The organism is Marinobacter nanhaiticus D15-8W, from assembly GCF_036511935.1.
GTDB classification, from domain to species: Bacteria; Pseudomonadota; Gammaproteobacteria; order Pseudomonadales; family Oleiphilaceae; genus Marinobacter_A; species Marinobacter_A nanhaiticus.
The window spans coordinates 5,295,516-5,318,265 of the sequence record NZ_AP028878.1; the positions used below are offsets into that span (position 1 = coordinate 5,295,516).

The 22,750-nt window shown below is 59.6% G+C and carries 19 protein-coding genes; 2 read left to right on the forward strand and 17 right to left on the reverse strand.

Annotated features, from left to right (window positions below; translation table 11 throughout):
- Positions 1-15 precede the first annotated feature (15 nt).
- The 14 genes from RE428_RS23850 to RE428_RS23915 form a co-directional block, all read right to left on the reverse strand.
- Complete coding sequence (locus RE428_RS23850; protein WP_004579646.1) at positions 16-435, reverse strand: F0F1 ATP synthase subunit epsilon; 420 nt, start codon at positions 433-435, stop codon at positions 16-18.
- Between the two features lie 36 nt (positions 436-471).
- Positions 472-1,863, reverse strand: coding sequence for a F0F1 ATP synthase subunit beta (gene atpD / locus RE428_RS23855; RefSeq protein ID WP_004579645.1), 1,392 nt, complete (start codon positions 1,861-1,863; stop codon positions 472-474).
- A 53-nt stretch (positions 1,864-1,916) separates the two neighbouring features.
- Positions 1,917-2,780 (reverse strand): F0F1 ATP synthase subunit gamma, encoded by an 864-nt coding sequence (gene atpG / locus RE428_RS23860; protein ID WP_004579644.1) that lies wholly within the window; start codon positions 2,778-2,780, stop codon positions 1,917-1,919.
- 76 nt (positions 2,781-2,856) lie between these two features.
- Entirely contained in the window at positions 2,857-4,401 is a 1,545-nt protein-coding gene (atpA, locus tag RE428_RS23865; protein WP_004579643.1) for a F0F1 ATP synthase subunit alpha, read from the reverse strand.
- 28 nt (positions 4,402-4,429) lie between these two features.
- Positions 4,430-4,966 carry a F0F1 ATP synthase subunit delta gene (locus tag RE428_RS23870; RefSeq protein WP_004579642.1) on the reverse strand — a complete coding sequence of 179 codons (537 nt, stop codon included), beginning with the start codon at positions 4,964-4,966 and terminating at the stop codon, positions 4,430-4,432.
- Positions 4,967-4,978: 12 nt separating this feature from the next.
- Complete coding sequence (locus RE428_RS23875; protein ID WP_004579641.1) at positions 4,979-5,449, reverse strand: F0F1 ATP synthase subunit B; 471 nt, start codon at positions 5,447-5,449, stop codon at positions 4,979-4,981.
- Positions 5,450-5,515: 66 nt separating this feature from the next.
- Positions 5,516-5,770: a F0F1 ATP synthase subunit C gene (gene atpE / locus RE428_RS23880; protein ID WP_004579640.1), complete on the reverse strand. Its 255-nt coding sequence runs from the start codon at positions 5,768-5,770 to the stop codon at positions 5,516-5,518.
- 103 nt (positions 5,771-5,873) lie between these two features.
- Positions 5,874-6,746: a F0F1 ATP synthase subunit A gene (gene atpB / locus RE428_RS23885; protein ID WP_004579639.1), complete on the reverse strand. Its 873-nt coding sequence runs from the start codon at positions 6,744-6,746 to the stop codon at positions 5,874-5,876.
- Between the two features lie 19 nt (positions 6,747-6,765).
- Entirely contained in the window at positions 6,766-7,164 is a 399-nt protein-coding gene (locus RE428_RS23890; protein WP_004579638.1) for a F0F1 ATP synthase subunit I, read from the reverse strand.
- Between the two features lie 235 nt (positions 7,165-7,399).
- Positions 7,400-8,275, reverse strand: coding sequence for a ParB/RepB/Spo0J family partition protein (locus RE428_RS23895; protein WP_004579637.1), 876 nt, complete (start codon positions 8,273-8,275; stop codon positions 7,400-7,402).
- Between the two features lie 89 nt (positions 8,276-8,364).
- Positions 8,365-9,159, reverse strand: coding sequence for a ParA family protein (locus RE428_RS23900; RefSeq protein ID WP_004579636.1), 795 nt, complete (start codon positions 9,157-9,159; stop codon positions 8,365-8,367).
- A 2-nt stretch (positions 9,160-9,161) separates the two neighbouring features.
- Positions 9,162-9,818 carry a 16S rRNA (guanine(527)-N(7))-methyltransferase RsmG gene (gene rsmG, locus RE428_RS23905; protein WP_004579635.1) on the reverse strand — a complete coding sequence of 219 codons (657 nt, stop codon included), beginning with the start codon at positions 9,816-9,818 and terminating at the stop codon, positions 9,162-9,164.
- Positions 9,815-11,698, reverse strand: a complete 1,884-nt coding sequence (mnmG, locus tag RE428_RS23910; protein ID WP_004579634.1) for a tRNA uridine-5-carboxymethylaminomethyl(34) synthesis enzyme MnmG — start codon at positions 11,696-11,698, stop codon at positions 9,815-9,817. The genes rsmG and mnmG overlap by 4 nt, the downstream gene beginning before the upstream one ends.
- A 329-nt stretch (positions 11,699-12,027) precedes the next feature.
- Positions 12,028-13,908, reverse strand: a complete 1,881-nt coding sequence (locus RE428_RS23915; protein WP_004579633.1) for an MFS transporter — start codon at positions 13,906-13,908, stop codon at positions 12,028-12,030.
- Positions 13,909-14,294: 386 nt separating this feature from the next.
- On the opposite strand from RE428_RS23915, the gene RE428_RS23920 reads away from it, so the two are divergent.
- The gene (locus tag RE428_RS23920) at positions 14,295-15,551 is read left to right on the forward strand and encodes an EAL domain-containing protein (RefSeq protein ID WP_004579632.1); all 1,257 of its coding nucleotides are present in this window, start codon (positions 14,295-14,297) and stop codon (positions 15,549-15,551) included.
- 108 nt (positions 15,552-15,659) lie between these two features.
- Here the strand turns inward: RE428_RS23920 and RE428_RS23925 are convergent, their stop codons facing one another.
- From RE428_RS23925 to RE428_RS23935, 3 genes are read right to left on the reverse strand one after another with little or no spacing between them, the layout of a single operon-like run.
- Positions 15,660-18,809: an efflux RND transporter permease subunit gene (locus tag RE428_RS23925; protein ID WP_004579631.1), complete on the reverse strand. Its 3,150-nt coding sequence runs from the start codon at positions 18,807-18,809 to the stop codon at positions 15,660-15,662.
- 2 nt (positions 18,810-18,811) lie between these two features.
- Positions 18,812-19,906, reverse strand: coding sequence for an efflux RND transporter periplasmic adaptor subunit (locus RE428_RS23930; RefSeq protein WP_004579630.1), 1,095 nt, complete (start codon positions 19,904-19,906; stop codon positions 18,812-18,814).
- 51 nt (positions 19,907-19,957) lie between these two features.
- Entirely contained in the window at positions 19,958-20,545 is a 588-nt protein-coding gene (locus tag RE428_RS23935) for a DUF3833 domain-containing protein (RefSeq protein WP_004579629.1), read from the reverse strand.
- A gap of 230 nt (positions 20,546-20,775) precedes the next feature.
- Here RE428_RS23935 and RE428_RS23940 point away from each other — a divergent pair, with 230 nt between their 5' ends.
- Positions 20,776-22,596, forward strand: coding sequence for an acyl-CoA dehydrogenase C-terminal domain-containing protein (locus RE428_RS23940; protein ID WP_004579628.1), 1,821 nt, complete (start codon positions 20,776-20,778; stop codon positions 22,594-22,596).
- Positions 22,597-22,750 lie beyond the last annotated feature (154 nt).

Below are 22,750 nucleotides of genomic sequence, written 5' to 3' on the forward strand. Positions count from 1 at the left end.
ACGATGCGTCAGGCGTTAGCGTGACTTCCGCAGCTGCTGGATGGTTCTCAGCTTGGCGACGGCTTCGGCCAATTCCGCAGCAGCACGACCGTACTCAAACTCGCTGGTCTTGTTCGCCAGGGCTTTTTCGGCTTCGCGCTGGGCTTCCTGGGCCGCCGCCTCATCCACGTCTTTGGCGCGGATTGCGGTGTCGGCCAGCAGCGTGACAACCGAGGGCTGAACTTCCAGGTAGCCACCGGACACGTAGAGGATTTCCTCTTCACCACCCTGCTTGACCACTCGAACCGGACCCGGTTTGAGCTGTGTCAGCAGTGGCGTGTGTCCCGGTGCAATACCCAAGTCCCCTTCGGAGCCCGCCGCGATCAACATCTCGACCAGCCCGGAGAAGATCTTCTTTTCAGCACTGACGACATCACAATGTATGGTCATAGCCATTTTTAGCCTCTTTGATCAGTCAGGAAGATGAGGGCCTTACTTCTCTTTGGCCTTCATTTCCTTCGCTTTCTCAACGGCTTCCTCGATTGAACCGACCATGTAGAACGCCTGCTCAGGCATGTCGTCATAGTCACCGTTCAGGATACCCTTGAAGCTGGCGATCGTCTCTTTCAGCGGCACGTACTTGCCGGGCGCGCCGGTGAAGACTTCGGCAACGTGGAACGGCTGGGACAGGAAACGCTCGATCTTACGGGCGCGGGCAACGGTCAGCTTGTCCTCTTCTGACAGTTCGTCCATACCCAGGATGGCGATGATGTCCTTCAGTTCCTTGAAGCGCTGCAGGTTGGTCTGCACGCCACGGGCCACTTCATAGTGCTCCTGGCCGATGACCAGTGGGTCCAACTGACGAGAGGTGGAGTCCAGCGGATCGATTGCCGGGTAGATACCCTTGGAGGCGATATCACGGCTCAGTACCACGGTCGCATCCAAGTGCGAGAAGGTGGTGGCCGGAGACGGGTCGGTCAAGTCATCCGCCGGTACGTAGACCGCCTGGATGGACGTGATGGAACCGGTCTTGGTCGAGGTGATCCGCTCCTGAAGCTGGCCCATCTCTTCGGCCAGCGTCGGCTGGTAACCTACCGCAGACGGCATACGGCCCAGCAGTGCAGATACTTCGGTACCGGCCAGGGTGTAACGGTAGATGTTGTCGACGAACAGCAGAACGTCACGACCTTCGTCACGGAACTTCTCCGCCATGGTCAGGCCGGTCAGCGCTACACGCAGACGGTTTCCGGGGGGCTCGTTCATCTGGCCGTAAACCATCGCGACCTTATCGAGAACGTTGGACTCCTTCATTTCATAGTAGAAGTCGTTACCCTCACGGGTACGCTCGCCAACACCGGCGAATACGGAAAGACCGGAGTGCTCCTTGGCGATGTTGTTGATCAGCTCCATCATGTTGACGGTCTTACCAACACCCGCGCCCCCGAACAGGCCGACCTTACCGCCCTTGGCGAAGGGACAGATCAGGTCGATAACCTTGATGCCCGTTTCCAGCAGGTCCGCGGAAGCGGCCTGGTCGGCGTAACCCGGTGCCTTACGGTGGATTTCCCAACGCTCTTCCTCGCCAATATCGCCGGCTTCGTCGATGGGACGGCCCAGTACGTCCATGATGCGGCCCAGGGTCTGGGTACCGACCGGGACGGAAATGGCCTTACCGGTGTTTTCCGCTTTCAGGCCACGCTTGAGGCCTTCAGTACTGCCCATGGCGATGGTACGGACGATGCCGTCACCCAGCTGCTGCTGGACTTCCAGAGTCGTCTCGCCACCTTCAAGCAGCAGGGCGTCATATACTTTGGGTACGGAGTCACGTGGGAATTCCACGTCGATAACCGCGCCAATGATCTGAACGATGTGTCCGCTACTCATGCTCGGTTCCTCGTTATCTTATAGTCACTAAAACCAGTTGGATCGTGAGGTCATCAGACCGAAGCTGCACCGCTCACGATTTCCGAAATCTCTTGGGTGATCGCGGCCTGGCGGGCCTTGTTGTAGGCCAGCTGCAGGTCGTCGATGATGCTACCGGCGTTGTCGGTGGCGCTCTTCATGGCAATCATCCGCGCCGCCTGCTCACACGCCAGGTTCTCCATCACACCCTGATAAACCTGAGATTCGATGTAACGTGTCAGAAGACCATCGAGAATCGGCCGGGCGTCCGGCTCGTAGATGTAATCCCACTGGTTCTTTTTGACGTCTTCATCTGCATCTGCGGGCAATGGCAGAAGCTGCTCGATCTCCGGGCTCTGGGTCATGGTGTTGACGAATTCGTTGCTCACCAGGTAGAGACGATCGATCTTGCCTTCTTCGAACGCATCGAGCATGACCTTGACGTTGCCGATCAGCTGTTCGGCGCTGGGCGTATCGCCCAGTTGGGTCAGTGCTGCGACCACATTACCGCCATAGTTGCGGAAAAAGGAGGCGCCCTTCTGGCCGATGGCACAGAGATCGGCTTCCACGCCCTTTTCCTTCCATTGCCGCATGTCCCGGACGAGGGTCTTGAACAGGTTGATGTTCAAGCCGCCACAGAGGCCACGATCCGAGGACACCACGATATAGCCCACACGCTTGACATCACGTTCGACCATGAACGGATGCGTGTACTGGGCATTTGCCTTGGCAATGTGCCCGATGACCTGCCGCATCTTGTCCGCATAAGGGCGGGTCGCCTGCATGCGTTCCTGAGCCTTGCGCATCTTACTCGCCGCTACCATTTCCATGGCAGAGGTGATCTTCTGCGTGCTCTTGATGCTGGAGATCTGGTTACGTATTTCTTTTCCGACGGCCATAACTCACTGCCTTTTCAAGTTAGACACTCGCGAGCCTGAAACTGACAGGGCCCGCCGGTGAGGGCGGGCCTGTGGCTTACCAGGTCTGAGTGGTCTTGAATTTCTCGATTGCAGCTTTCAGGTCCGCGGCGATCTCGTCGTTGTAATCGCCCTTCTCGTTGATCTTGGCCAGGAGCTCAGACTGTTCGCTGCGCATCCAGTCCATCAGGGCGGCTTCGAATGCAACCACCTTGTCGACATCAACGTCGTCGAGGAAACCTTCGTTTGCTGCATACAGAACCGTACCCATTTCAGCCACGGACATCGGGCTGTACTGGTTCTGTTTCATCAGTTCGGTCACACGCTGACCATGCTCGAGCTGCTTACGGGTCGCCTCGTCCAGGTCAGACGCAAACTGGGCGAAGGCCGCCAGTTCGCGGTACTGGGCCAGAGCCAGACGGATACCGCCACCGAGCTTCTTCATGATCTTGGTCTGGGCGGAACCACCCACCCGGGAAACGGATACACCCGCGTTCATCGCCGGACGGATACCGGAGTTGAACAGGTTGGTTTCCAGGAAGATCTGACCGTCGGTAATGGAGATCACGTTGGTCGGTACGAACGCCGAAACGTCACCGGCCTGGGTTTCGATCAATGGCAACGCGGTCAGTGAACCGGTCTTGCCTTTGACTTCACCGTTCGTCATCTGCTCGACATAGTCGGCGTTGACGCGTGACGCACGTTCCAGCAGACGTGAGTGCAGGTAGAAAACGTCACCCGGGTAGGCTTCACGACCCGGCGGACGACGCAGCAGCAGGGAAATCTGGCGATAGGCCACAGCCTGCTTGGACAGGTCGTCAAAAACGATCAGGGCGTCTTCACCGCGGTCACGGAAGTATTCGCCCATTGACGTACCGGAGTATGGCGCCAGGAACTGCATAGCGGCAGGGTCAGCAGCACCAGCGGCAACCACGATGGTGTGATCCATGGCGCCGTGCTCTTCCAGCTTGCGCACGACGGCGGCGATGGAAGACTGCTTCTGGCCGACAGCGACATAGATACACTTGATGCCACTTTCTTTCTGGTTGATGATCGCGTCGATCGCCACTGCGGTCTTACCGATCTGGCGGTCGCCGATGATCAGCTCCCGCTGGCCGCGACCGATCGGCACCATGGTGTCGATCGCTTTCAGACCGGTCTGGACCGGCTGGTCAACGGACTGACGCGCGATAACGCCCGGCGCGACTTTCTCAATCGGTGCAGTCTGCTCGGTGCCCAGGTCGCCCTTGCCGTCGATCGGGTTACCCAGGGCGTCGACGACGCGGCCCAGTAGCTGTTCGCCAACAGGCACTTCCAGGATGCGACCGGTACAACGGACCTTGCCGCCTTCTTCCAGATCTTCGTAGTCACCCAGGACAACCGCACCGACGGAATCGCGCTCAAGGTTGAGCGCCATGCCGAAAATGCCGTTGTCGAATTCGATCATCTCACCGTACATGACGTCGGCGAGACCGTGGACACGCACGATACCGTCGGAAACCGACAGGATCGTACCTTCATTGCGTGCTTCGGAAGAGATATCGAGTTTCTCGATCCTCTTCTTGATGATGTCACTGATCTCGGATGGATTCAGTTGCTGCATGCCTTTATCCTCAAACCTTGTGCTGAAATCAGGAGCCCAGCGCGTCGACCAGCTTGGCGATCTTTCCGCGTACCGAGGCGTCGATAACCATGTCGCCAGCGCGGATCACCACACCACCAATCAGGGCGGGGTCGACCTTGGTTGCAAGACTCACTTTGCGATCCAGTTTCTTTGACAGTGCCTGGCTGAGCGTCTGCTGCTGCTCTTCTGTCAGTTCGAACGGCGCAGTAACCTCGACATCCACGACGCGCTCGATGTCAGCACGGTAGGCGTTGTAGAGGTCGTTGATTTCCGGCAACAGCGCAAGGCGCTTGCCTTCGGACAGGATGGATACAAAATTCCTGAACTGCTCGGAAACAGAGCCGTCGAAAAGATCAATCAAGAATTCAGCCTTGCGCGCCTCGGTCAGGTTCGGACTACCCAGAACCGTGCGCATGTCGCTGTCAGACGCGGCCTGTGCGGCAAACGACAACGAATCAGCCCACTCGACCAGCTTGTCCTGGTCGCGAGCGGTCTGAAACGCTGCTTTCGCATAGGGCCGGGCTAGCGTTGTCAGTTCTGCCATGATGAACCTCTTTTAGAGTTCCGCTGCCAACTTGTTCAGCATCTCGCTGTGCTTATCGGCATCGACAGAGGTTTCCAGGATCTTCTCGGCGCCAGCAATCGCAATCGCAGCGATTTCCGCACGCAGCGCTTCCCGGGCCTGATTACGCTCCTGCTCAATTTCGGCCTTGGCCTGCTCAATCAGCTTCTGACCTTCCTTGCGGGCATCATCTTTGGATGCTTCCACAATCTGATTGGCACGCTTGTTTGCCTGCTCGATCAGTGACGCAGCCTCCTGCTTGGCTTCACGCAGTTCCTGGGCAGCTTTTTCCTGCGCCAGTTCCAAGTCACGTGCAGCACGGTCGGAGGCGGCGAGACCATCAGCGATCTTCTTCTGTCGTTCCTGCAGGGCCGTCATGATCGGCGGCCAGACATACTTCATGCAGAAGACGACAAAGATAAAGAACGCGATGGCTTGACCGATCAGTGTCAAATTAATGTTCACGTCTTCACCTCTCGCCTGTCGTATAAGGGACGTTCAAATCGGGCTCGCCTCTTGCGAGGCGATGCATTAACCGACCTGAGCGACGAACGGGTTGGCGAAGGTGAAGAACAGTGCGATACCAACACCGATCATGGTCACGGCGTCCAGCAGACCAGCAACGATGAACATCTTGACCTGCAGCATCGGGGTCATTTCCGGCTGGCGCGCAGCGCCTTCCAGGAACTTGCCACCCAGGATACCGAAACCAATCGCAGTACCCAGTGCACCCAGGCCGATCAGCAGCGCAACGGCAATCGCGGTCATTCCAACTACAGTTTCCATGATAACTCCCAGTTTCAGTTAGGTTTTCAAGTTAAGGGTTTAGGGTTTAAAAGTTCAGCTTTTCAACTACAGATCCGGTTTTGCAAATGCTCGGGCTTTAAAATCAGTGATTATCTTCGTGTGCCATGCTCAAGTACACGATCGTCAGCATCATGAAGATGAATGCCTGCAATGTGATAATCAGGATGTGGAAAATGGCCCAGGGCACGGACAGCGTCCACTGTGCCCACAGCGGCAGCAATGCGATCAGGATGAAGATCAGCTCGCCGGCGTAGAGGTTACCGAAGAGACGCAGCGCCAGTGAAACCGGTTTGGCCAGCAGGCTTACGCCCTCCAGCAGCAGGTTGACCGGGATCAGCAGGATCTTCAGGAATATGTTGTCAGAGGAGAAGGGGTGCAGTGTCAGTTCCCCGACGAAACCGCTCACGCCCTTGACCTTGATGCTGTAGAAGATAATCAGGGCGAACACTGACAGGGACATACCCAGGGTAATGTTGACGTCCGTGGTCGGAACCACCTTCATGTACTCGACACCCATGGCGTGGAAGAGCTGCGGCAGGAAATCCACCGGCACCAGGTCCATCAGGTTCATCAGGAAAACCCAGCAGAAAATGGTCAGCGAGAGAGGCGCGATGACCTTGTTCCGGCCGTGGAAGGTTTCCTTGACGCTGTTATCGACAAACTCAACCATGATCTCGACGAAGTTCTGCAGGCCGCCGGGCACATCGGTGGTGGCACGCTTGGCCGCCATCCGGAAAAGGGCCAGGAACACAATACCGAGGAACACTGCCCAACCCAGAGAATCCACGTGCAGAGCCCAGAATCCCATGCTGGAGGCTTCGTCGCCGTTTTGCGCCAGGGTCCAGGTTGCTTCTTGGAGAACCGTCCCATCGGCACGCTCGTAGCCGGCGGGCAACTTGCCATAGGTCAAGTTGGTAAGGTGGTGCACGATGTATTCTGATGCAGTGCCTGCCATAGTATTCTCTCAGGTCCTGTTAGCTTCGCTGCGGTCCGCCGCTCGCAAGGAGGGGCGTGAGCCAGTTCGTCACCAGCATGATCGCAAATGTTAAAAAAAGTGCCGCTACGTCGAGCGGCTGAATCCATTTGAATGCCATCGTGAAGAGGACGGCGCACAGGATGAGCTTGCCGGCCTCACCCTGATAAAAAGAACTGACGATCTGCTTCGCGGAGCGCGCCCCGGCATGCCGGAATGCCTTGCGGGCGAAATATGCATTGGGAAGCACGAAGATGAAGCCTCCCAGAAAAGCGGAGTAACTGGCAACCGTACTTTTGAACAAAAATGCCAGACCAATAAGGATGACGATGCCGGTCTGGAACGCGAGCCACCGAAGTACGGGGGGGCGATGGATACCCTGATGCCTAGCTTTCGCCATTGATGCCCCACACAAATACCCGGATTCGGAACCCGAATTGATTGCCGATCCACCTGCACAAGCGCCCGAGATTATATGTTTTCAGGGTGTACGAATCAACAAAACTGCCCTGTTAACGGGCACCTGCAATGGGGTTTGCACGGCAACATGGCACCGGTGGTTGTGGAAAACCGAAACAAGCACAACATGTTGTGTTTTGCAGGGATCTTGGTGCCAACAGGAAGGGATATGGACGTTACTTGATATGGCCCAGGATTCCATCCAGCTCATCCAGTGAGCTGTATTCGATCACCAGCTTACCCTTGCCCCGCTGACCGTGATCGATCTGTACCCTCGCCCCCAGCCGGTCTGCCAAATCATCCTGCAACGCCCGGATATTGGGATCGATTTCGCCCCTGCGGGACTTTTTCGAAGATGGACTTTCCTGCTGGATCTTGCGCACCAAGGCTTCGGTCTGGCGTACCGAAAGGGATCTTGAAACCACCTGTCGGGCCACCTGGGCCTGCTGCTCTGGAGGTAGGGTGAGCATGGCGCGGCCGTGGCCCATTTCCAGGTCGCCATGCTCAAGCATGGTTCTCACATCTTCGGCCAGACCGATAAGGCGCAACAGGTTGGTGATGGTCGTACGGGACTTACCGACCGCTTCGGCGACCTGGGCCTGGGTCAAGCCGAATTCATCCTGCAGGCGCTGCAAGGCGAAAGCTTCTTCGATTGGATTGAGGTTCTCGCGCTGGATATTCTCGATCAGCGCCATGGCGATGGCCGCTTCGTCCGGCACATCGCGGATAATCGCGGGGATACGATCGAGTTCCGCCAACTGGGTGGCGCGCCAGCGGCGTTCGCCGGCAATGAGCTCGTATCGGCCTTCGCCCAGCGGCCGCAATACTACCGGCTGCATGACGCCCTGTTGGCGGATGGAATCCGCCAGCTCCTGCAGCGCTGCCTGGTCCATGTCCCGGCGCGGCTGGTAGCGACTGCGCTGGATCAGGTCGACCGGGATCTCCCGCAACTCACCATCGTGCTCGCTGACATCCCGATCCAGGTTGACCTTCGAGCCGGCCAGTAGTGCGCCCAGACCGCGCTCACCCAATCCACGTTTTTTCGCCGCCATCGTATCCGTCATTCTGTTATCAGAGTTATCGAAGGTATGTCAGTCATATCGAAAAAAGCAAAATGTCTTGAAGAATGGCCGGCAGCCCGTTAAACGGCGACCGGTTGCGCCTGACGCTGCTGGCCGTTGCGTCGGACCATTTCTCCGGCCAGGGCCAGGTAGGCAATAGCCCCTTTGGAGGCCCGGTCGTATTTGAGGGCCGGCACGCCGTAACTGGGGGCTTCGGCCAGACGTACGTTACGCGGGATGACCGCCTTGTACACCTTGTCGCCGAAATACTCGTTGAGTTGGGCGGACACATCCAGCGTCAGGCTGTTGCGCGGGTCGTACATGGTGCGCAGGATGCCTTCCAGTGCCAGTTCCGGGTTCACAGTTTCCTGGATCTGCTCCACGGTGTTCATCAGTGCAGCCAGACCTTCCAGTGCGTAATACTCGCACTGCATCGGAATCAGGACGCTATCCGCCGCGGACAGGGCATTGACCGTCAATAAGTTCAACGAAGGCGGACAATCCACCAGGATATAGTCATAGCGGTCGCGTACGCTATTGAGCTGCAGACGCAGGCGATGCTCGCGGCCGATCTCGTTCATCAGCTCCACTTCCGCCGCGGTCAGGTCGCCGTTGGCCGGCAGGATGTCGTAGCCAGAGGCTTCGGCAAACACGATCACGTCTGCGGTGGATTGACGCTTGGTGAGCACATCGTAACCGGACAAGGCCAGGGCGTTCTTATCCACGCCGCTGCCCATGGTGGCATTGCCCTGGGGATCCATGTCCACCAGCAAAACCCGCCGCTTGGTCGCACTCAGGGAGGCCGCCAGATTGACGCAGGTGGTGGTTTTGCCCACACCGCCTTTCTGGTTGGTCACCGCGATGACTCGCGCCATGGTTAGCCTCCTGTCGCCTGAACGCGATCAATGATAAGCAAGTGACGTGCCCCATCACAACCGGGAACCGTCAGCTCGATATTGTCCGCCAACTGCCACGCCCCGGGCAGCGCCGCCAGCTCATCATGGGGGAACTGGCCCTTCATGGCCAGAAAGTGGCCGTCAGGAGCGAGCAACGGTCCGCACCAGTTGACCAGATTCTCCAGGGCAGTGAAAGCGCGGCTGGTGATCTGCCGGAAGGGTTGCTCCGGATGGAAGTCCTCGGCCCGGGCGTGGATCACCTCGACATTATCCAGTCCCAATTCAAGCACACACTGGGTCAGGAAGCGGGTCTTCTTGCTATTGCTGTCGAGCAGGGTGAACTTCCGTTCCGGAAACGCCAGGGCAAGCGGTATACCCGGTAGCCCCCCGCCGGCACCGACGTCCAGCACGGCATCGGCACTGATATAGGGCATGACCGCCAGGCTGTCGAGCAACTGGCGTGACACCATCTGCGAGGGATTGCGTACCGCCGTCAGGTTATAGGCTTTGTTCCATTTCTGCAGTAGTCCTAGGAAGGCCAGCTGACCTTCCTGGGTGACCGGATCGAGTGCGATCCCGAGGCGCTGCAGGCCGGCTTCCAGCTGAGCCGGCCAACCCGGATCGACCGCCGTACTCATGCAGACTGCTTGCGCAGCATGTCACGTTTCTTCAGGTGCACCAGCAACTGCGAGATCGCCGCCGGTGTCACACCCTGAATCCGCGACGCCTGGGCTACGGTTTCCGGCCGCACATCCTTGAGCTTCTGCTTGATCTCGTTGGACAGACCGCCGACGGCGTCGTAGTCGAGATCGACCGGCAGTGGCAGGTTCTCATTGCGGCGCAGGCGGTCGATCTCGGCTTCCTGACGGGAGATATACCCCTCGTACTTCACCTCGATCTCCACCTGACCGGCGACGATTTCGTCCGCCTGCTCGCCACTGATATCGGCGATGTGGGCGTAAATAATTTCCGGGCGACGTAAGAGATCCGCCAGAGTGTGTTCTTTCTGCAGCGGCTTCTGGAGGTACTGGTTGGCCCGCTCAGCCTCTGGCGTGTTCGGATGCACGTGGGTCTTGTCCAGACGCTGACGTTCGACACCAATGGCCTCCCGCTTCGCGTTGAATGCCGCCCAGCGGTTTTCGTCTACCAGACCCAGCTTGTGACCGGTCTCGGTGAGGCGCAGGTCGGCGTTATCCTCGCGCAGGATCAAACGATACTCCGCGCGGCTGGTAAACATGCGATAGGGCTCTGAGGTGCCCATGGTGATCAGGTCGTCCACCAGCACACCCAGGTAGGCCTCATCCCGGCGCGGGTACCAGGCCTCTTTTTCCTGGGCCCGCAACGCGGCGTTGATACCGGCCAGCAGACCCTGGGCGCCGGCTTCTTCATAACCCGTGGTGCCGTTGATCTGGCCGGCAAAGTAGAGGCCGGCGATAAACTTGGTTTCCAGCGTGTGACGCAGGTCCTGCGGGTTCAGGTAATCGTACTCGATTGCGTAGCCGGGCCGCGTAATATGCGCGTTCTCGAAGCCCGGGATCGAACGCACTGCCTTGAGCTGGATATCGAAGGGCAAGCTTGTGGAAATACCGTTCGGGTATAGCTCCTTAGTGGTCAGGCCTTCCGGCTCGACAAAGATCTGGTGGGAATCCTTGTCCGCGAAACGATTCACCTTGTCCTCGATCGACGGGCAGTAGCGCGGGCCAACGCCCTCAATGTCGCCAGCGAACATCGGCGAACGGTCAAAGCCACTGCGAATGATGTCGTGGGTTTCCTCGGTGGTGCGGGTGACATAACAGCACACCTGCTCCGGATGCTGCTCACGGGAACCCAGGAAGGACATCACCGGTGTCGGGTCGTCACCCCACTGCTCCTGCATCACAGAGAAATCCACGGAACGGCTGTCGATGCGCGGAGGGGTTCCGGTCTTCAGTCGGCCGACGTTAAACGGCAGTTCGCGCAGGCGCTGCGCCAGCGCGATCGCGGGGGGATCGCCCGCCCGACCGCCTGCATGATTTTTCAGCCCCATGTGGATAACGCCACCGAGGAACGTACCGGTGGTCAGCACCACGGTTTCGGCGTTGAAGCGGATACCGGTCTGGGTGACGACGCCACGCACTTGGTCACCCTCGACGACGAGGTCGTCTGCCGCCTGCTGGAAGATGGTCAGGTTGGGCTGGTTTTCAAGGATGTGGCGAATCGCTGCCTTGTAGAGGACGCGGTCGGCCTGGGCACGGGTCGCCCGCACCGCCGGACCTTTGCGTGAATTCAGAACCCGGAACTGGATACCCGCCTGGTCGGTGGCCATGGCCATGGCACCGCCCAGGGCGTCGATTTCTTTCACCAGGTGACTCTTACCGATGCCACCGATCGCCGGGTTGCAGGACATCTGACCCAGGGTCTCAATGTTGTGGGTCAGCAACAGCGTGCGGGACCCCATGCGCGCCGCTGCCAGGGCAGCTTCGGTACCGGCATGGCCGCCGCCGATTACGATGACATCGAAACGATCCGGGAATTCCACAAAAACACCTCAGGTGACGGGATAAAATGGGTGCGAAGTATACCGTTTACACCAAAAAAATTGCAGGGGGCGTGCGCATTTTTTAACCAGCCCAAATAACAAACCTGACCTTATGTTCCATATTTGACAAAAAGTACTTGTGCGTCATGCGCTTGGCGGGCGCTTCTGAGAAAACTTTTCAAGAAAGTTATCCACATCCACGTCAGCTTTCGAATACCGTAAAAAATGACCTAAGTTACTGTTTTATTTTATTTCACATTTAGCTAACGGCGAATAACCCAAAGGTTATCCCTAAAGTTATCCACAACATCCGGAGTTTCACGGACTGGTCAGACCGCATCGCCCCGTAACCGGCGCACTTCCGCTTCCAATCCCTCGGCGGATACCTGCTCCGGCGCCCAGGGTGCGCCCGCGACCAGGCCAATCTTCGACCAGAAGCGCTTGGGCGGATGCGATCCGGCGGCGCCACCCTTGTGGCTGAACACGCTGCCCCACAGACCTTGCAACGCCATGGGTACCACCGGCACCGGCGAGCGCTCGACGAGGGTTTCGATACCGCGGCGGAACTGGTCGATTTCGCCGTCGGTCGTCAGCTTGCCCTCAGGAAAAATGCAGACGATATTTCCGTCCGCCAGTTCTCCGGCAACCTTGTCCATGGCGGCCTGGTAGACCTCGGGTTTCTTGCTTTGGGGCGCAATGGGAATGGTTCGGGCAAGACGAAAGAATCCCCCCAGCAAGGGCAGGTTGAAAATGCGGTCGTCCATCACGAACCGCACCGGCCGTTTGACGGCGCCCGCGATCACCAGCGCATCCATATAGGACACGTGGTTGCAGACCAGCAACGCCGGCCCCTCGTCCGGAATCTGGTCAAGCCCCTCGTGACGCACCCGATAGATGGTGTGGGACAGGCACCAGATGACGAAACGCAGGGCGAATTCCGGCACCTGCTGGTAGACGAAGGCCGCGACCACCAGGTTGGCGATGGACAGCACCAACAGGAACCCGGGAATGGTCAGCCCCACAAAGCCCAGCAGTACCACGCCGACCAACGCGCTCAGGACCATGAACAACGCATTGATGACGTTGAGCGCCGCGATGACCCGGGCCCGCTTCTCCGGGTGAGCTTCCTGCTGGACGAACGCATACAGCGGCACGATAAACAGGCCACCGAACAGGCCCACGCCCAACAGATCGGCCAGGACGCGAAGTCCCGAAGCGGTGGTCAGCATCGACCACCAACTGGTCTCCACCGGCGCCTCCGGCACGCTGAAATACAGGTCCAGGCCGAACAGGCTCAGCCCAAGTGAGCCGATGGGCACGATGCCCAGTTCCACCCGGTGGCCGGACAGTCGCTCGCAAAGCATCGACCCAGCCGCGATGCCCACGATAAATACCGCCAGCAATACCGTGACCACGGATTCGTCGCCCAGCAGATCCACCTTGGCGAAATTGGGAAACTGGGTCAGGTAAGCCGCGCCGAGGAACCAGAACCAGGAAATGGCGAGGATGCTGAGAAATACCGAATGCTTTTCCCGCGCGATGGCGATCAGGCCCCAGGTTTCGCGCAGGGGTTGCAACCGCAGTTTCAATAGGGGGTCAGCCGGCGCGACAGACGGAACCTTCCGGGCCGACAGATAACCGAGAATCGCCAACAGGACCACACCGATGGCCGCAATTCTGGTGGCGCTCCCGAAACCCATAATCACCCCGGCCGCCAGCGTACCCAGCAGGATGGCGACGAAGGTGCCCATCTCCACCAGCGCGTTGCCGCCTACCAGTTCGTCGTCGGTCAGGACCTGGGGCATGATGGCGTACTTTACCGGCCCGAAGAAGGTGGACTGCGCACCCATCAGGAAAAGCAAAACCAGTAGCAGCGGATACCAGCCGAACCACAACCCGACAGCGGCGACCAGCATGATCAGGATCTCGGCGAACTTGACCCGGCGTATGACCAGCGCCTTATCGTACTTGTCCGCAATTTGCCCTGCGATACCGGAAAACACCACGAAGGGCAGGATGAAGAGTCCTGCAGCCAGGTTGACCACCACATCGGTGGATAAGCCCATCATTCCCCCGGCGATACTGTAGGTCACGATCAGCAGCAGGGCGTTCTTGAAGAAATTATCGTTGAAGGCGCCAAGAAACTGGGTCAGGAAGAACGGCAGAAACCGTCGTTCACTCAACAACCGGAACTGACTGTGCTCCGCCATAGATATCCATCCTATATCTGCAAGCAAATCCGTGGACAGGATGCGCAGAAGTCTGCGTCAACCCCGCGTCCCGCGCAAGCGGCGACATAAAGGCGCCACTAACCGTTCGCCCGCATTTGACGCGCTCGCACCAATCGAGAGCATCTTCCCGTGATTCCACTCGAATAAAATATGATCTATGGTTTATTGACGCCAACTGACATTGGGTTGCGCCATAAAAATGGTCGCATGGCACGTCCTTCGCATTAGTAATGGGCTGGGACAATTTTCTGGAACAGTTTTGGCGGGAATGCCAAAGCTCAAACTGGCCGGAGTGCTGCAGGCGCGCTACCACCAGGGCCGTTGCCCTGACGACGATAGTGCCTTGATCACAGACGAGTCCGTTTATGTCGTACGTCTCCTCGCTGAAAACCGCGCTCGACCGCTCCCGCAGACATCCGACCTGCGATTACAGTCTTGCCTCCGCCTTCCAGCCCATCTTCAGCCCCACCCACCAGCGTCTTGTGGGTTACGAGGCCTTGATGCGCGCGTCGCTCGATGGCGACCCGGTTTCACCCCTGGAGGTCTTCGAACAGGCCCAGCAACTACAACTGACCGAGCAGTTGGACCGGCAACTGCAGGCCACGCATATCCAGGCTTTTACCCAGCACGCCCCCAATACCTGGCTGTTCCTGAACATAAGCCCGACCACCTGTGTCCAGCCGGACCAGGCACTCAACCACCTGCAAACCGCTTGCAACGAACATGGCCTGCACCCAGCCCAAGTGGTCCTGGAAGTCGTGGAAACGACTACGGAAAACAAGACAGAACTCCTTGAGTTCGTCCGCAAAGCCCGTCATCGCGGTTTCCAGATCGCTATCGACGATTTCGGCACGGGGGATTCCAATTTCGAGCGGGTGTGGCAGCTGGAGCCGCTGATCATCAAGATCGACCGCAGCCTGCTGGTGAACGCGGAGGCTCACAGCCGCGCCCGGCAGCTCCTCAACGGCCTGGTCAGCATGATTCGCGAGAGCGGTAGCCTGGTGTTGATCGAGGGTATCGAAACGCCGGAGCAGGCGCGTATCGCCCTGGCCACCGAAGCCGACCTGATGCAGGGGTTCCTGTTCGGTCGCCCCGAACCCTTGGGCAAACCGCGCGCGGCGCCGGAGGTGGATTTCGCCCAGCACCTGGATAACTACCGGCGCCATTCCCTGCAGGACGGTCTCCATCAGGAAGGCTTCCTGCGCCTGCTCCGCTACGAAGTACTGGAAGCCTGTCATCGAGTCGCTGCCGAAGCCTCCCTGGCAGATGCCTGCGCTGGGTTACTGCAGATTGCCGGCATCAAACGCTGCTTCGTGCTGGATGCGCAGGGTATCCAGCTGGGCGGCCTGGCCAGCGAGACCAGCGCCCATCGCGACATCCAGTTCAACCCGCTTTACCAGTCCAGCGGCGCTTGCTGGGCGCACCGGGATTACTTCCGCCGGGCCATGGACCGCCCGCACAAGATCAACGCCTGCCGCCCCTACGTGGCCCTGCCTGATGCGGTGCGCACGGTTACCCTTTCCGTGTGCCTGAACGTGCAAGGCGCCACCAAGGTGTTCTGCGTCGACCTGCATCCGGACGCGTTATTCGATGGCCAACTGGTGATTCCGGATACGCTTTGACGCGGAAGTACGAAGCTCCCGGATAGTGCTAACCAGGGGGCTGGTCGAAGGGACGGCCATCCGTAACCGCGAAATCGAACCACACGGTCCCTTCTGACTCCCCGATACCTAGGCCTGATCTTTCCGAGGCGCCTGGGCCCCCGAAGCGAGCGCCCCGGAACTACCATTCTGGTGGATCTGCTCGTCCAGGGCCTTCTCAACCGCATTGGTGGACTTGGCAAACCGGGCAATCAGGTTATACAACACCGGAATGATGAACAGCGTCAGTGTAGTCGCGAAAATCAGCCCCCCGAGGACTACGACACCAATCGCCGCCCGACTCTCCGCGCCGGCACCGGTCGCGATGACCAGCGGAACGGCGCCGAAAATCGTTGAAATTGTCGTCATAAGTACAGGACGAAAACGCAGGATGGCCCCTTTGACGATGGCATCGTGAACGCTGTAGCCCTCATCCCGTAACTGGTTGGCGAACTCCACGATCAGGATGCCGTTCTTTGCCATCAGTCCCAGCAGCATGATGATCCCGATCTGGCTATAGATATTGAGACTGATCCCCGATAACGCCAACGCCATCAGCGCCCCGGTAATTGCCAGCGGTACTGACAGCATGATGATCAGAGGATGGATCCAGCTCTCGAACTGGGCCGCCAGCACCAGGAACACGATGATGAACGCCAGGATAAAGGTCACATAGATCGCATTCGACGATTCCTCGAATTCCCGGCTCAGCCCCTTGTAGCTCACCCGGGCTTCCGGTGGCAGGTTATCCACAGCCCGTTGGTTCATGTATTCCAGGGCCGAGCCGAGATCGTAGCCCGGCGCCAGCGAGCCGCTGATCACCACCGCCGGCAGCCGGTCGATCCGGCGCAGATCCGGGTTGGCACCGATTTCCTGGAGGTTCACCAAGGCGCCCAACGGAATCAAATCCCCACCTTCACGCGGGCGCAGGAAGATATTGCTCAGGTCCGAGGGCGTGGCGCGGTCGGCATCACCGGCCTGAAGGATCACATCGTATTCCCGGCCCCGGTCCAGATAGGTCGTAACCTGACGCGAGGCCAGCATGGTCTGCAGGGTCAGCCCGACATCCTCCACGGTCACGTCCAGATCCGCCGCCCGCTGACGGTCCAGGGTGACGCGCAGCTCCGGCCGGGTCAGTTCGAAGTCGGTTTCCAGGTTGAGCAGGTTGGGATTTTCCTTGGCCCGCTCGAGGATCTCCTCGCTCCAGCGCTGCACGGTGTCGTAGTCCGGGCCACCGATCACGAACTCGATCGGCTGGTTGAATCCACGTTGACCGAGACCGGGCGGATTGACCGCCACCGAACGTACCCCCGGCACTTCCGCCAGTTTCGGGAACAGCTCGGCGCTGATCGCCTGCTGCTTGATCTCCCGGTCTTCCCAGGGCGTGAGGCCCATGATCAGGAAAGCATTGTCCGCCTCGCCGCGGAAACCGACGATAGCCAGCAGACGATCGGCGGCCCCTTCCTCGATGTAGGGCATCAGCCGTTCCTCGATCTTCTGCACATGGTGGTCCGTGTATTCCACCGTCGACCCCCGCGGCGCCTTCGTCGGCATAATGATGATGCCGCGATCCTCCGTGGGCGCCAGTTCCTGGGGCAACGAGGGGAAGATCACCGCCGCCAGCAGGATGCCCGCCAATCCCAGACCCAGCAGCAGGCCGGGCTGGCGCAAGGAGAAGCGCAGGAGTCGTTCATAGCCGTTGTTCAGGGTGCCGAACGCCTTCTCGGATGCGGCCCACAGGCGGTGTCCCTCGACCGTTTCCGGACTGTGCTTGAGCCACTTGGAACACAGCATCGGTGTCAGCGTCAGCGCAACCAGGCTTGACACAATCACGGCGCTGGCCAGGGTGAAGCCGAATTCACCGAACAGTCGGCCGATGTTGCCGCCCATAAAGGAAATAGGCACGAAGACCGCTACCAGGGTCAGCGTGGTCGCAATAACCGCAAAGGCCACCTGGCGGGCGCCGAAGAAGGACGCCAACAAGGGCGGCTCGCCTTCGTCGATGCGGCGCTGGATGTTCTCAAGCATGACGATGGCATCGTCAACCACCAGGCCGATAGCGAGAATAATCGCCAGCAGTGTCAGTACGTTGATGGAGAAGCCCATGGTGCCCAGGCCGATAAAGGCCCCGATGACCGCCACGGGAATTGTCACCGCCGGAATCAGGGTGGCGCGCCACGAGCGTAGGAAAATGAAGATGACCAGGATAACGAGGGCAATGGCGATGCCCAGGGTCACCATCACCTCCTTTATCGACGCGCGGATAAAGATGGATTCGTCATAGCTCTGCTGGATGGTGACTTCCGGCGGCAGGGTTTCGCGGATCTTTGCCATCTCGGCCCGGACCCGATCCGAGACTGCCACCGTGTTGGCCTTGGACTGACGGATCACCCCCATCCCGATGGCGGTGCGGCCGTTGGCCCGCAAACGGCTGGTATCGGACTCCACGCCCATCACCACATTGGCCACTTCACCCAAACGCAACAGGTCGTTGCCATCCCGGCGGATCACCAGGTTACGGAACTCATCCACAGTCGATAACCGCCCCTCAGCACGGACGGTGAAATCCCGGGTGCGGGATTCAATCGACCCGGCCGGCAGCTCCACGTTGTTGGCGCGCAGGGCCTCTTCCACCTCCGCCACGGTGATGTTGCGCGAGGCCAGTTTCTCCCGATCGAGCCAGACGCGGATGGCATAGCGCCGTTCGCCGCCAATCTGCACGTCGGCCACGCCATCGAGTACCGACAGGCGATCCACCAGAACTCGCTCGGCGAAATCGGAGAGTTGGGCGCTGTCCCAGACGTCGCTCTGCAGGGTGACCCACATCATCGGCCGGGCATCGGAATCGGCCTTGCGCACCACCGGCGGATCCGCTTCCTCCGGCAGCTCGTTGAGGATACGCGAGACCGCATCACGCACATCGTTGGCGGCCACGTCGATATCGCGGGAGGTGTTGAATTCGATGGAGGTGCGGGACTCGCCCTGCTCGGTGCTGGACTCGATAGAGCGTATACCTTCAACACCGCTGATGGCGCCCTCGATCACCTGGGTGATCTGCGTATCCACCACTTCGGCGGCAGCGCCCGTGTAGTCTGTGGAGATCGAAACTTCCGGCGGATCAATATCCGGGTACTCCCGGACCGGCAGGCCGCGCAGGGCTGCCAAGCCAAAAACGAGGATCAGCAGACTGATGACCGTGGCGAAAACGGGCCGTTTAATGGAAACATCGGAAAGCACCATGCTCAACCCTCGCGACGGGTCGGCCAACCGCCGCCGATCAGGGCGCTATCGCTTTCAAGTACGCTGATGCCATCGCCGGTGCTGAGTCGGTCCTGACCGGTGATGATCACCGCATCCTCCGGCTTGAGGCCGTTGACCACCTCCACCTTGCCCGGCTCGCGGGTACCCAGTTCCAGCGGTTGCCGACGTGCCTCGCCGTCCACCGCAATGAACACGTACTGGTTGTCGCCGCGGGTCAGGACCGCCTGCTCCGGGATCACCAGGGCACGGCGGCTTTGCAAAGTGAGCGAGACCGCCATGAAAAGCCCCGGCCGAAGCTTGCGGTCGGGATTGTCGATGACCGCCTTCACCGGCAGTGATCGGCTCAGCGAATTGAGCCGTGTGCCCAGTTCCGAAAGCGTGCCGCTGAAGTTCTGCCCCGGATACGCGGCCGTGCTGGAACGCAGTACCTGGCCGCGGTCGATCTGGCCCAGGTAACGTTCGGGTACGGAGAACGTCAGCTCCATTGGGTCGATGGCGTCGAGGGTGGTGACGCTGTCGCCGATGTTGAGGTAGGTGCCGACGCTCACATCCCGCAGCCCGACCACACCCGCGAACGGCGCTTCGACGCGATGGTTGTCCAGTCGGGTTTCGGCGGCAACCTTCTGAGCCTCCGCGACGCTCAGGGCGGTGCGCAGTTCGTCCACCTGGGACTGGGAAATACTGTTGTTGGACTGCAGGCGCGAGGCACGGTCATACTTGGTGCGGGCATCCTGCAATTGGGCCTCGGCGACCTGAAGATCGGCGCGGGCCTGACGGTCGTCGAGCTGGACCAACAACCGGCCTTTCTCCACCGGCTGGCCCTCATCGAAGTTGAGCCGCACAATACGGCCGCTGACTTCGGCAGTAATCATCACATCTTCCCGGGCCTGCAACGTACCGACGGCTTCCACCACGTCCTGCACTTCCGCCAAGCGCGGATAGATCACATTGACGTTCGCCGGTGGACGCTGCCGCTGTTCCGCCGTCGCTCCCGCCTCCTGTTGCATCCACAGGAAGCCAGCTCCGCCTGCCGCCAGTACAAGCACGATAAAGGCAATCAGGATTTGCCTGCCCATTGTTGTCTCCATTGACCCGAGCCGGAGCGCCCAGCTCCGTCAATTGTTTTATTATTCGTCCGGCGATGACCGTTGGATAACCAGTACGATCTCACCCACCGCTACGCCCCACTTGCTCATCCCGGTTTCGTTGATCACCGTGTCGGGCGTTACTGCGTACATCCAGTCATCCATACGCACATCGAGGGTGTCATCACCGTAGGGCACCCGCAGGACGTAGTTCATGTGAATCGTATTCCCCCGCGACTGCATCAGACCCGGTTCGACCACATCGCCAGCGGTCGCCCGATAACCGTTATCCACAGGCTGCAGGGTCCAGACCCGGGTCTGGACCTCGCCGTCATCAAAACGGAAGACTTCATCGAGGGTGCCGACGCCCTGCGCGTTCCAGCTCGCCGAGATGTCGGCATCGAAGGTGCGGATCACTTCGCCGGCGTAGTCTTTGACGATACCCCGGGCGGTTAGTTCACCCTGGAAAAAGTCGCGTGGATCGAGTGTCGGTTCACGACCCGCATAATCGTTGAGCTCCGGCCCAACGCAACCGCCCAACAAACCACATACAAAAATTACGCCTAACAGGCCGGGCGCACCAGCCCGAACGTGTTTCCGCAAGTAACTTTTCCACAAATAGGCTCGCATAATTTTCACCATGATGAATGGGTAGCGTTGCAACAGTCTTACGCGCCAGACAGAACCACGGACCAGCCGTACCCGGCCTCCGTCATTTCAGCCAATTGGCTAATCCGACAGGGGCCCTGGCGCTTTCCGTCAATGGCAGGGTTCACCGATTGTCGTAAAACGTGCAGCAACACTGGCCGAGCACATGCCGGCCTGACCGAATGAGTTGTACCGGACGGATAGGTGACACGATGCCCACTTACAAGGCGCCCCTGCGCGACATGAAATTCCTCATCAACGAGGTCTTCGACTATCCAAAGCACTACGCCTCGCTGAAATCCGGCGAGAACGCCACGCCGGATATCGTCGACGCTATCCTCACCGAATGCGGCCGCTTCAGCGAGGAAGTACTCAGCCCGCTGTACCAAAGCGGGGACGAGGAAGGCTGCAAGCTGGAAAACGGCGATGTGTCCACGCCCAAGGGCTATAAGGAAGCCTACGAGCAATACATGATGGGGGGCTGGCAGGGACTGTCCGCCCCGGAAGAGGTCGGCGGCCAAGGGCTACCCGCTTCCATGGGCCTGCTCAAACAGGAGATGATGGGTACCGCCAATTGGCCATTCAGCATGTACCCTGGCCTGTCGCTGGGCGCAATGAACACCATCCAGCTCCATGGCAGTGACGAACAGCGCCAGACCTACCTGGTCCCGCTCACCGAAGGCCGCTGGGCCGGCACCATGTGCCTCACCGAACCCCAGTGCGGCACCGACCTGGGCCAGGTGAAGACCCGGGCCGAACCCCAGGCGGACGGCAGCTACAAGATCACCGGCACCAAGATATTCATCTCTTCCGGCGATCACGACCTCACCGAGAACATCGTGCATATCGTGTTGGCTCGCCTACCGGATGCACCAAAAGGCACCAAAGGCATCTCGCTGTTCATCGTGCCCAAGTTCCTGCCGAACGGCGAAGGCGGTGTCGGCCAGCGCAACGGCGTCACCTGCGGCAGCCTGGAAAAGAAGATGGGCATCAAAGCCTCGGCGACGTGCGTGATGAACTTCGACGATGCCACCGGACATTTGATCGGTCCTGAGAACGAAGGCCTGAACTGTATGTTCACCTTCATGAACACCGCCCGCATCGGTACCGCCATCCAGGGCGTCGGACCGGCGGAATTGTCGTATCAGTGGGCACTGGAATACGCCAAGGAACGTCGCTCCATGCGCGCCCTGTCCGGCAAGAAGGATCCGGAGCAGGTGGCAGATAGCCTGATCCACCATGCCGATGTGCGCCGCATGTTGCTGACCCAGAAAGCCTTCGCCGAAGGCGGACGTGCCATGCTCTATGACGCGGCGCGACTGGCAGACCACATGGTGGAAGGTCACCTTGAGGGCGATGAAAAGAAGGCTGAAGCCTACGACGACAAACTCGGTTTCCTCACCCCAATCCTCAAAGGTTTCCTGACCGAGATGGGCTACGAGGCGGCCAACCTTGGCGTACAGGTCTTCGGTGGCCACGGCTATATCCGCGAGCATGGCATGGAGCAAATCGTGCGCGACACCAAGATCGCCACCCTGTACGAGGGTACCACCGGCATCCAGGCGCTGGACCTGCTGGGCCGCAAGGTCATGCTTTCGACCCAGGGCGGTGCGGTGCGCGAATTCACCCTGCGGATTTCCAACTGGGCGCGCCGCCAGGTGACCCACAGGAAAGCCCGCCCCTTCGCCTGGGAATTGCTGAAACTGGCTGCCCAGTGGAACGTCCTCACCGTGCGCCTGATGCTGACCGCCCGTAAGGACAGGGACATCATCAGCGCTGCGGCCAACGATTTCATGATGTTCAGCGGCTACGTGACCATGGCCTACATGTGGGCGCGCATGGCGGTCGTCGCCTACGACAAGCTGGAAAACGGCGGCGCGGAATCCGAGGCCTTCTACCGCGCCAAGATTGCCACCGCCGAATTCTACTTCGACCGGCTGCTGCCACGGGCCCAGGCCCATGCCACCAGCATGCTTTCGCCCACCCGCAACCTGATGCAGCTGGATGCACAGGACATGGCCTTTACCGGCTAAACCAAAACTCCATGCCCTTCCAAGTCCCGGTTACGACCGGGACTTTTTCATCGCACTTTAGCGGGAATCCGTGTAACGGAAAGCATTCCCGGGATGGGCAGCCCGGCGGGCCGCTCCGAAGCTGGAGCGTCGGCTACATTTCCTGGGTAACTCA

What these genes read in the sequence shown, in the direction of transcription:
- RE428_RS23850 (WP_004579646.1), bottom strand. Translation starts at nt 435, where the DNA reads ATGGCTATGACCATACATTGTGATGTCGTCAGTGCTGAAAAGAAGATC.
- atpD (WP_004579645.1), bottom strand. Translation starts at nt 1,863, where the DNA reads ATGAGTAGCGGACACATCGTTCAGATCATTGGCGCGGTTATCGACGTG.
- atpG (WP_004579644.1), bottom strand. Translation starts at nt 2,780, where the DNA reads ATGGCCGTCGGAAAAGAAATACGTAACCAGATCTCCAGCATCAAGAGC.
- atpA (WP_004579643.1), bottom strand. Translation starts at nt 4,401, where the DNA reads ATGCAGCAACTGAATCCATCCGAGATCAGTGACATCATCAAGAAGAGG.
- RE428_RS23870 (WP_004579642.1), bottom strand. Translation starts at nt 4,966, where the DNA reads ATGGCAGAACTGACAACGCTAGCCCGGCCCTATGCGAAAGCAGCGTTT.
- atpE (WP_004579640.1), bottom strand. Translation starts at nt 5,770, where the DNA reads ATGGAAACTGTAGTTGGAATGACCGCGATTGCCGTTGCGCTGCTGATC.
- atpB (WP_004579639.1), bottom strand. Translation starts at nt 6,746, where the DNA reads ATGGCAGGCACTGCATCAGAATACATCGTGCACCACCTTACCAACTTG.
- RE428_RS23890 (WP_004579638.1), bottom strand. Translation starts at nt 7,164, where the DNA reads ATGGCGAAAGCTAGGCATCAGGGTATCCATCGCCCCCCCGTACTTCGG.
- RE428_RS23895 (WP_004579637.1), bottom strand. Translation starts at nt 8,275, where the DNA reads ATGGCGGCGAAAAAACGTGGATTGGGTGAGCGCGGTCTGGGCGCACTA.
- RE428_RS23900 (WP_004579636.1), bottom strand. Translation starts at nt 9,159, where the DNA reads ATGGCGCGAGTCATCGCGGTGACCAACCAGAAAGGCGGTGTGGGCAAA.
- rsmG (WP_004579635.1), bottom strand. Translation starts at nt 9,818, where the DNA reads ATGAGTACGGCGGTCGATCCGGGTTGGCCGGCTCAGCTGGAAGCCGGC.
- RE428_RS23915 (WP_004579633.1), bottom strand. Translation starts at nt 13,908, where the DNA reads ATGGCGGAGCACAGTCAGTTCCGGTTGTTGAGTGAACGACGGTTTCTG.
- RE428_RS23920 (WP_004579632.1), top strand. Translation starts at nt 14,295, where the DNA reads ATGTCGTACGTCTCCTCGCTGAAAACCGCGCTCGACCGCTCCCGCAGA.
- RE428_RS23925 (WP_004579631.1), bottom strand. Translation starts at nt 18,809, where the DNA reads ATGGTGCTTTCCGATGTTTCCATTAAACGGCCCGTTTTCGCCACGGTC.
- RE428_RS23930 (WP_004579630.1), bottom strand. Translation starts at nt 19,906, where the DNA reads ATGGGCAGGCAAATCCTGATTGCCTTTATCGTGCTTGTACTGGCGGCA.
- RE428_RS23935 (WP_004579629.1), bottom strand. Translation starts at nt 20,545, where the DNA reads ATGCGAGCCTATTTGTGGAAAAGTTACTTGCGGAAACACGTTCGGGCT.
- RE428_RS23940 (WP_004579628.1), top strand. Translation starts at nt 20,776, where the DNA reads ATGCCCACTTACAAGGCGCCCCTGCGCGACATGAAATTCCTCATCAAC.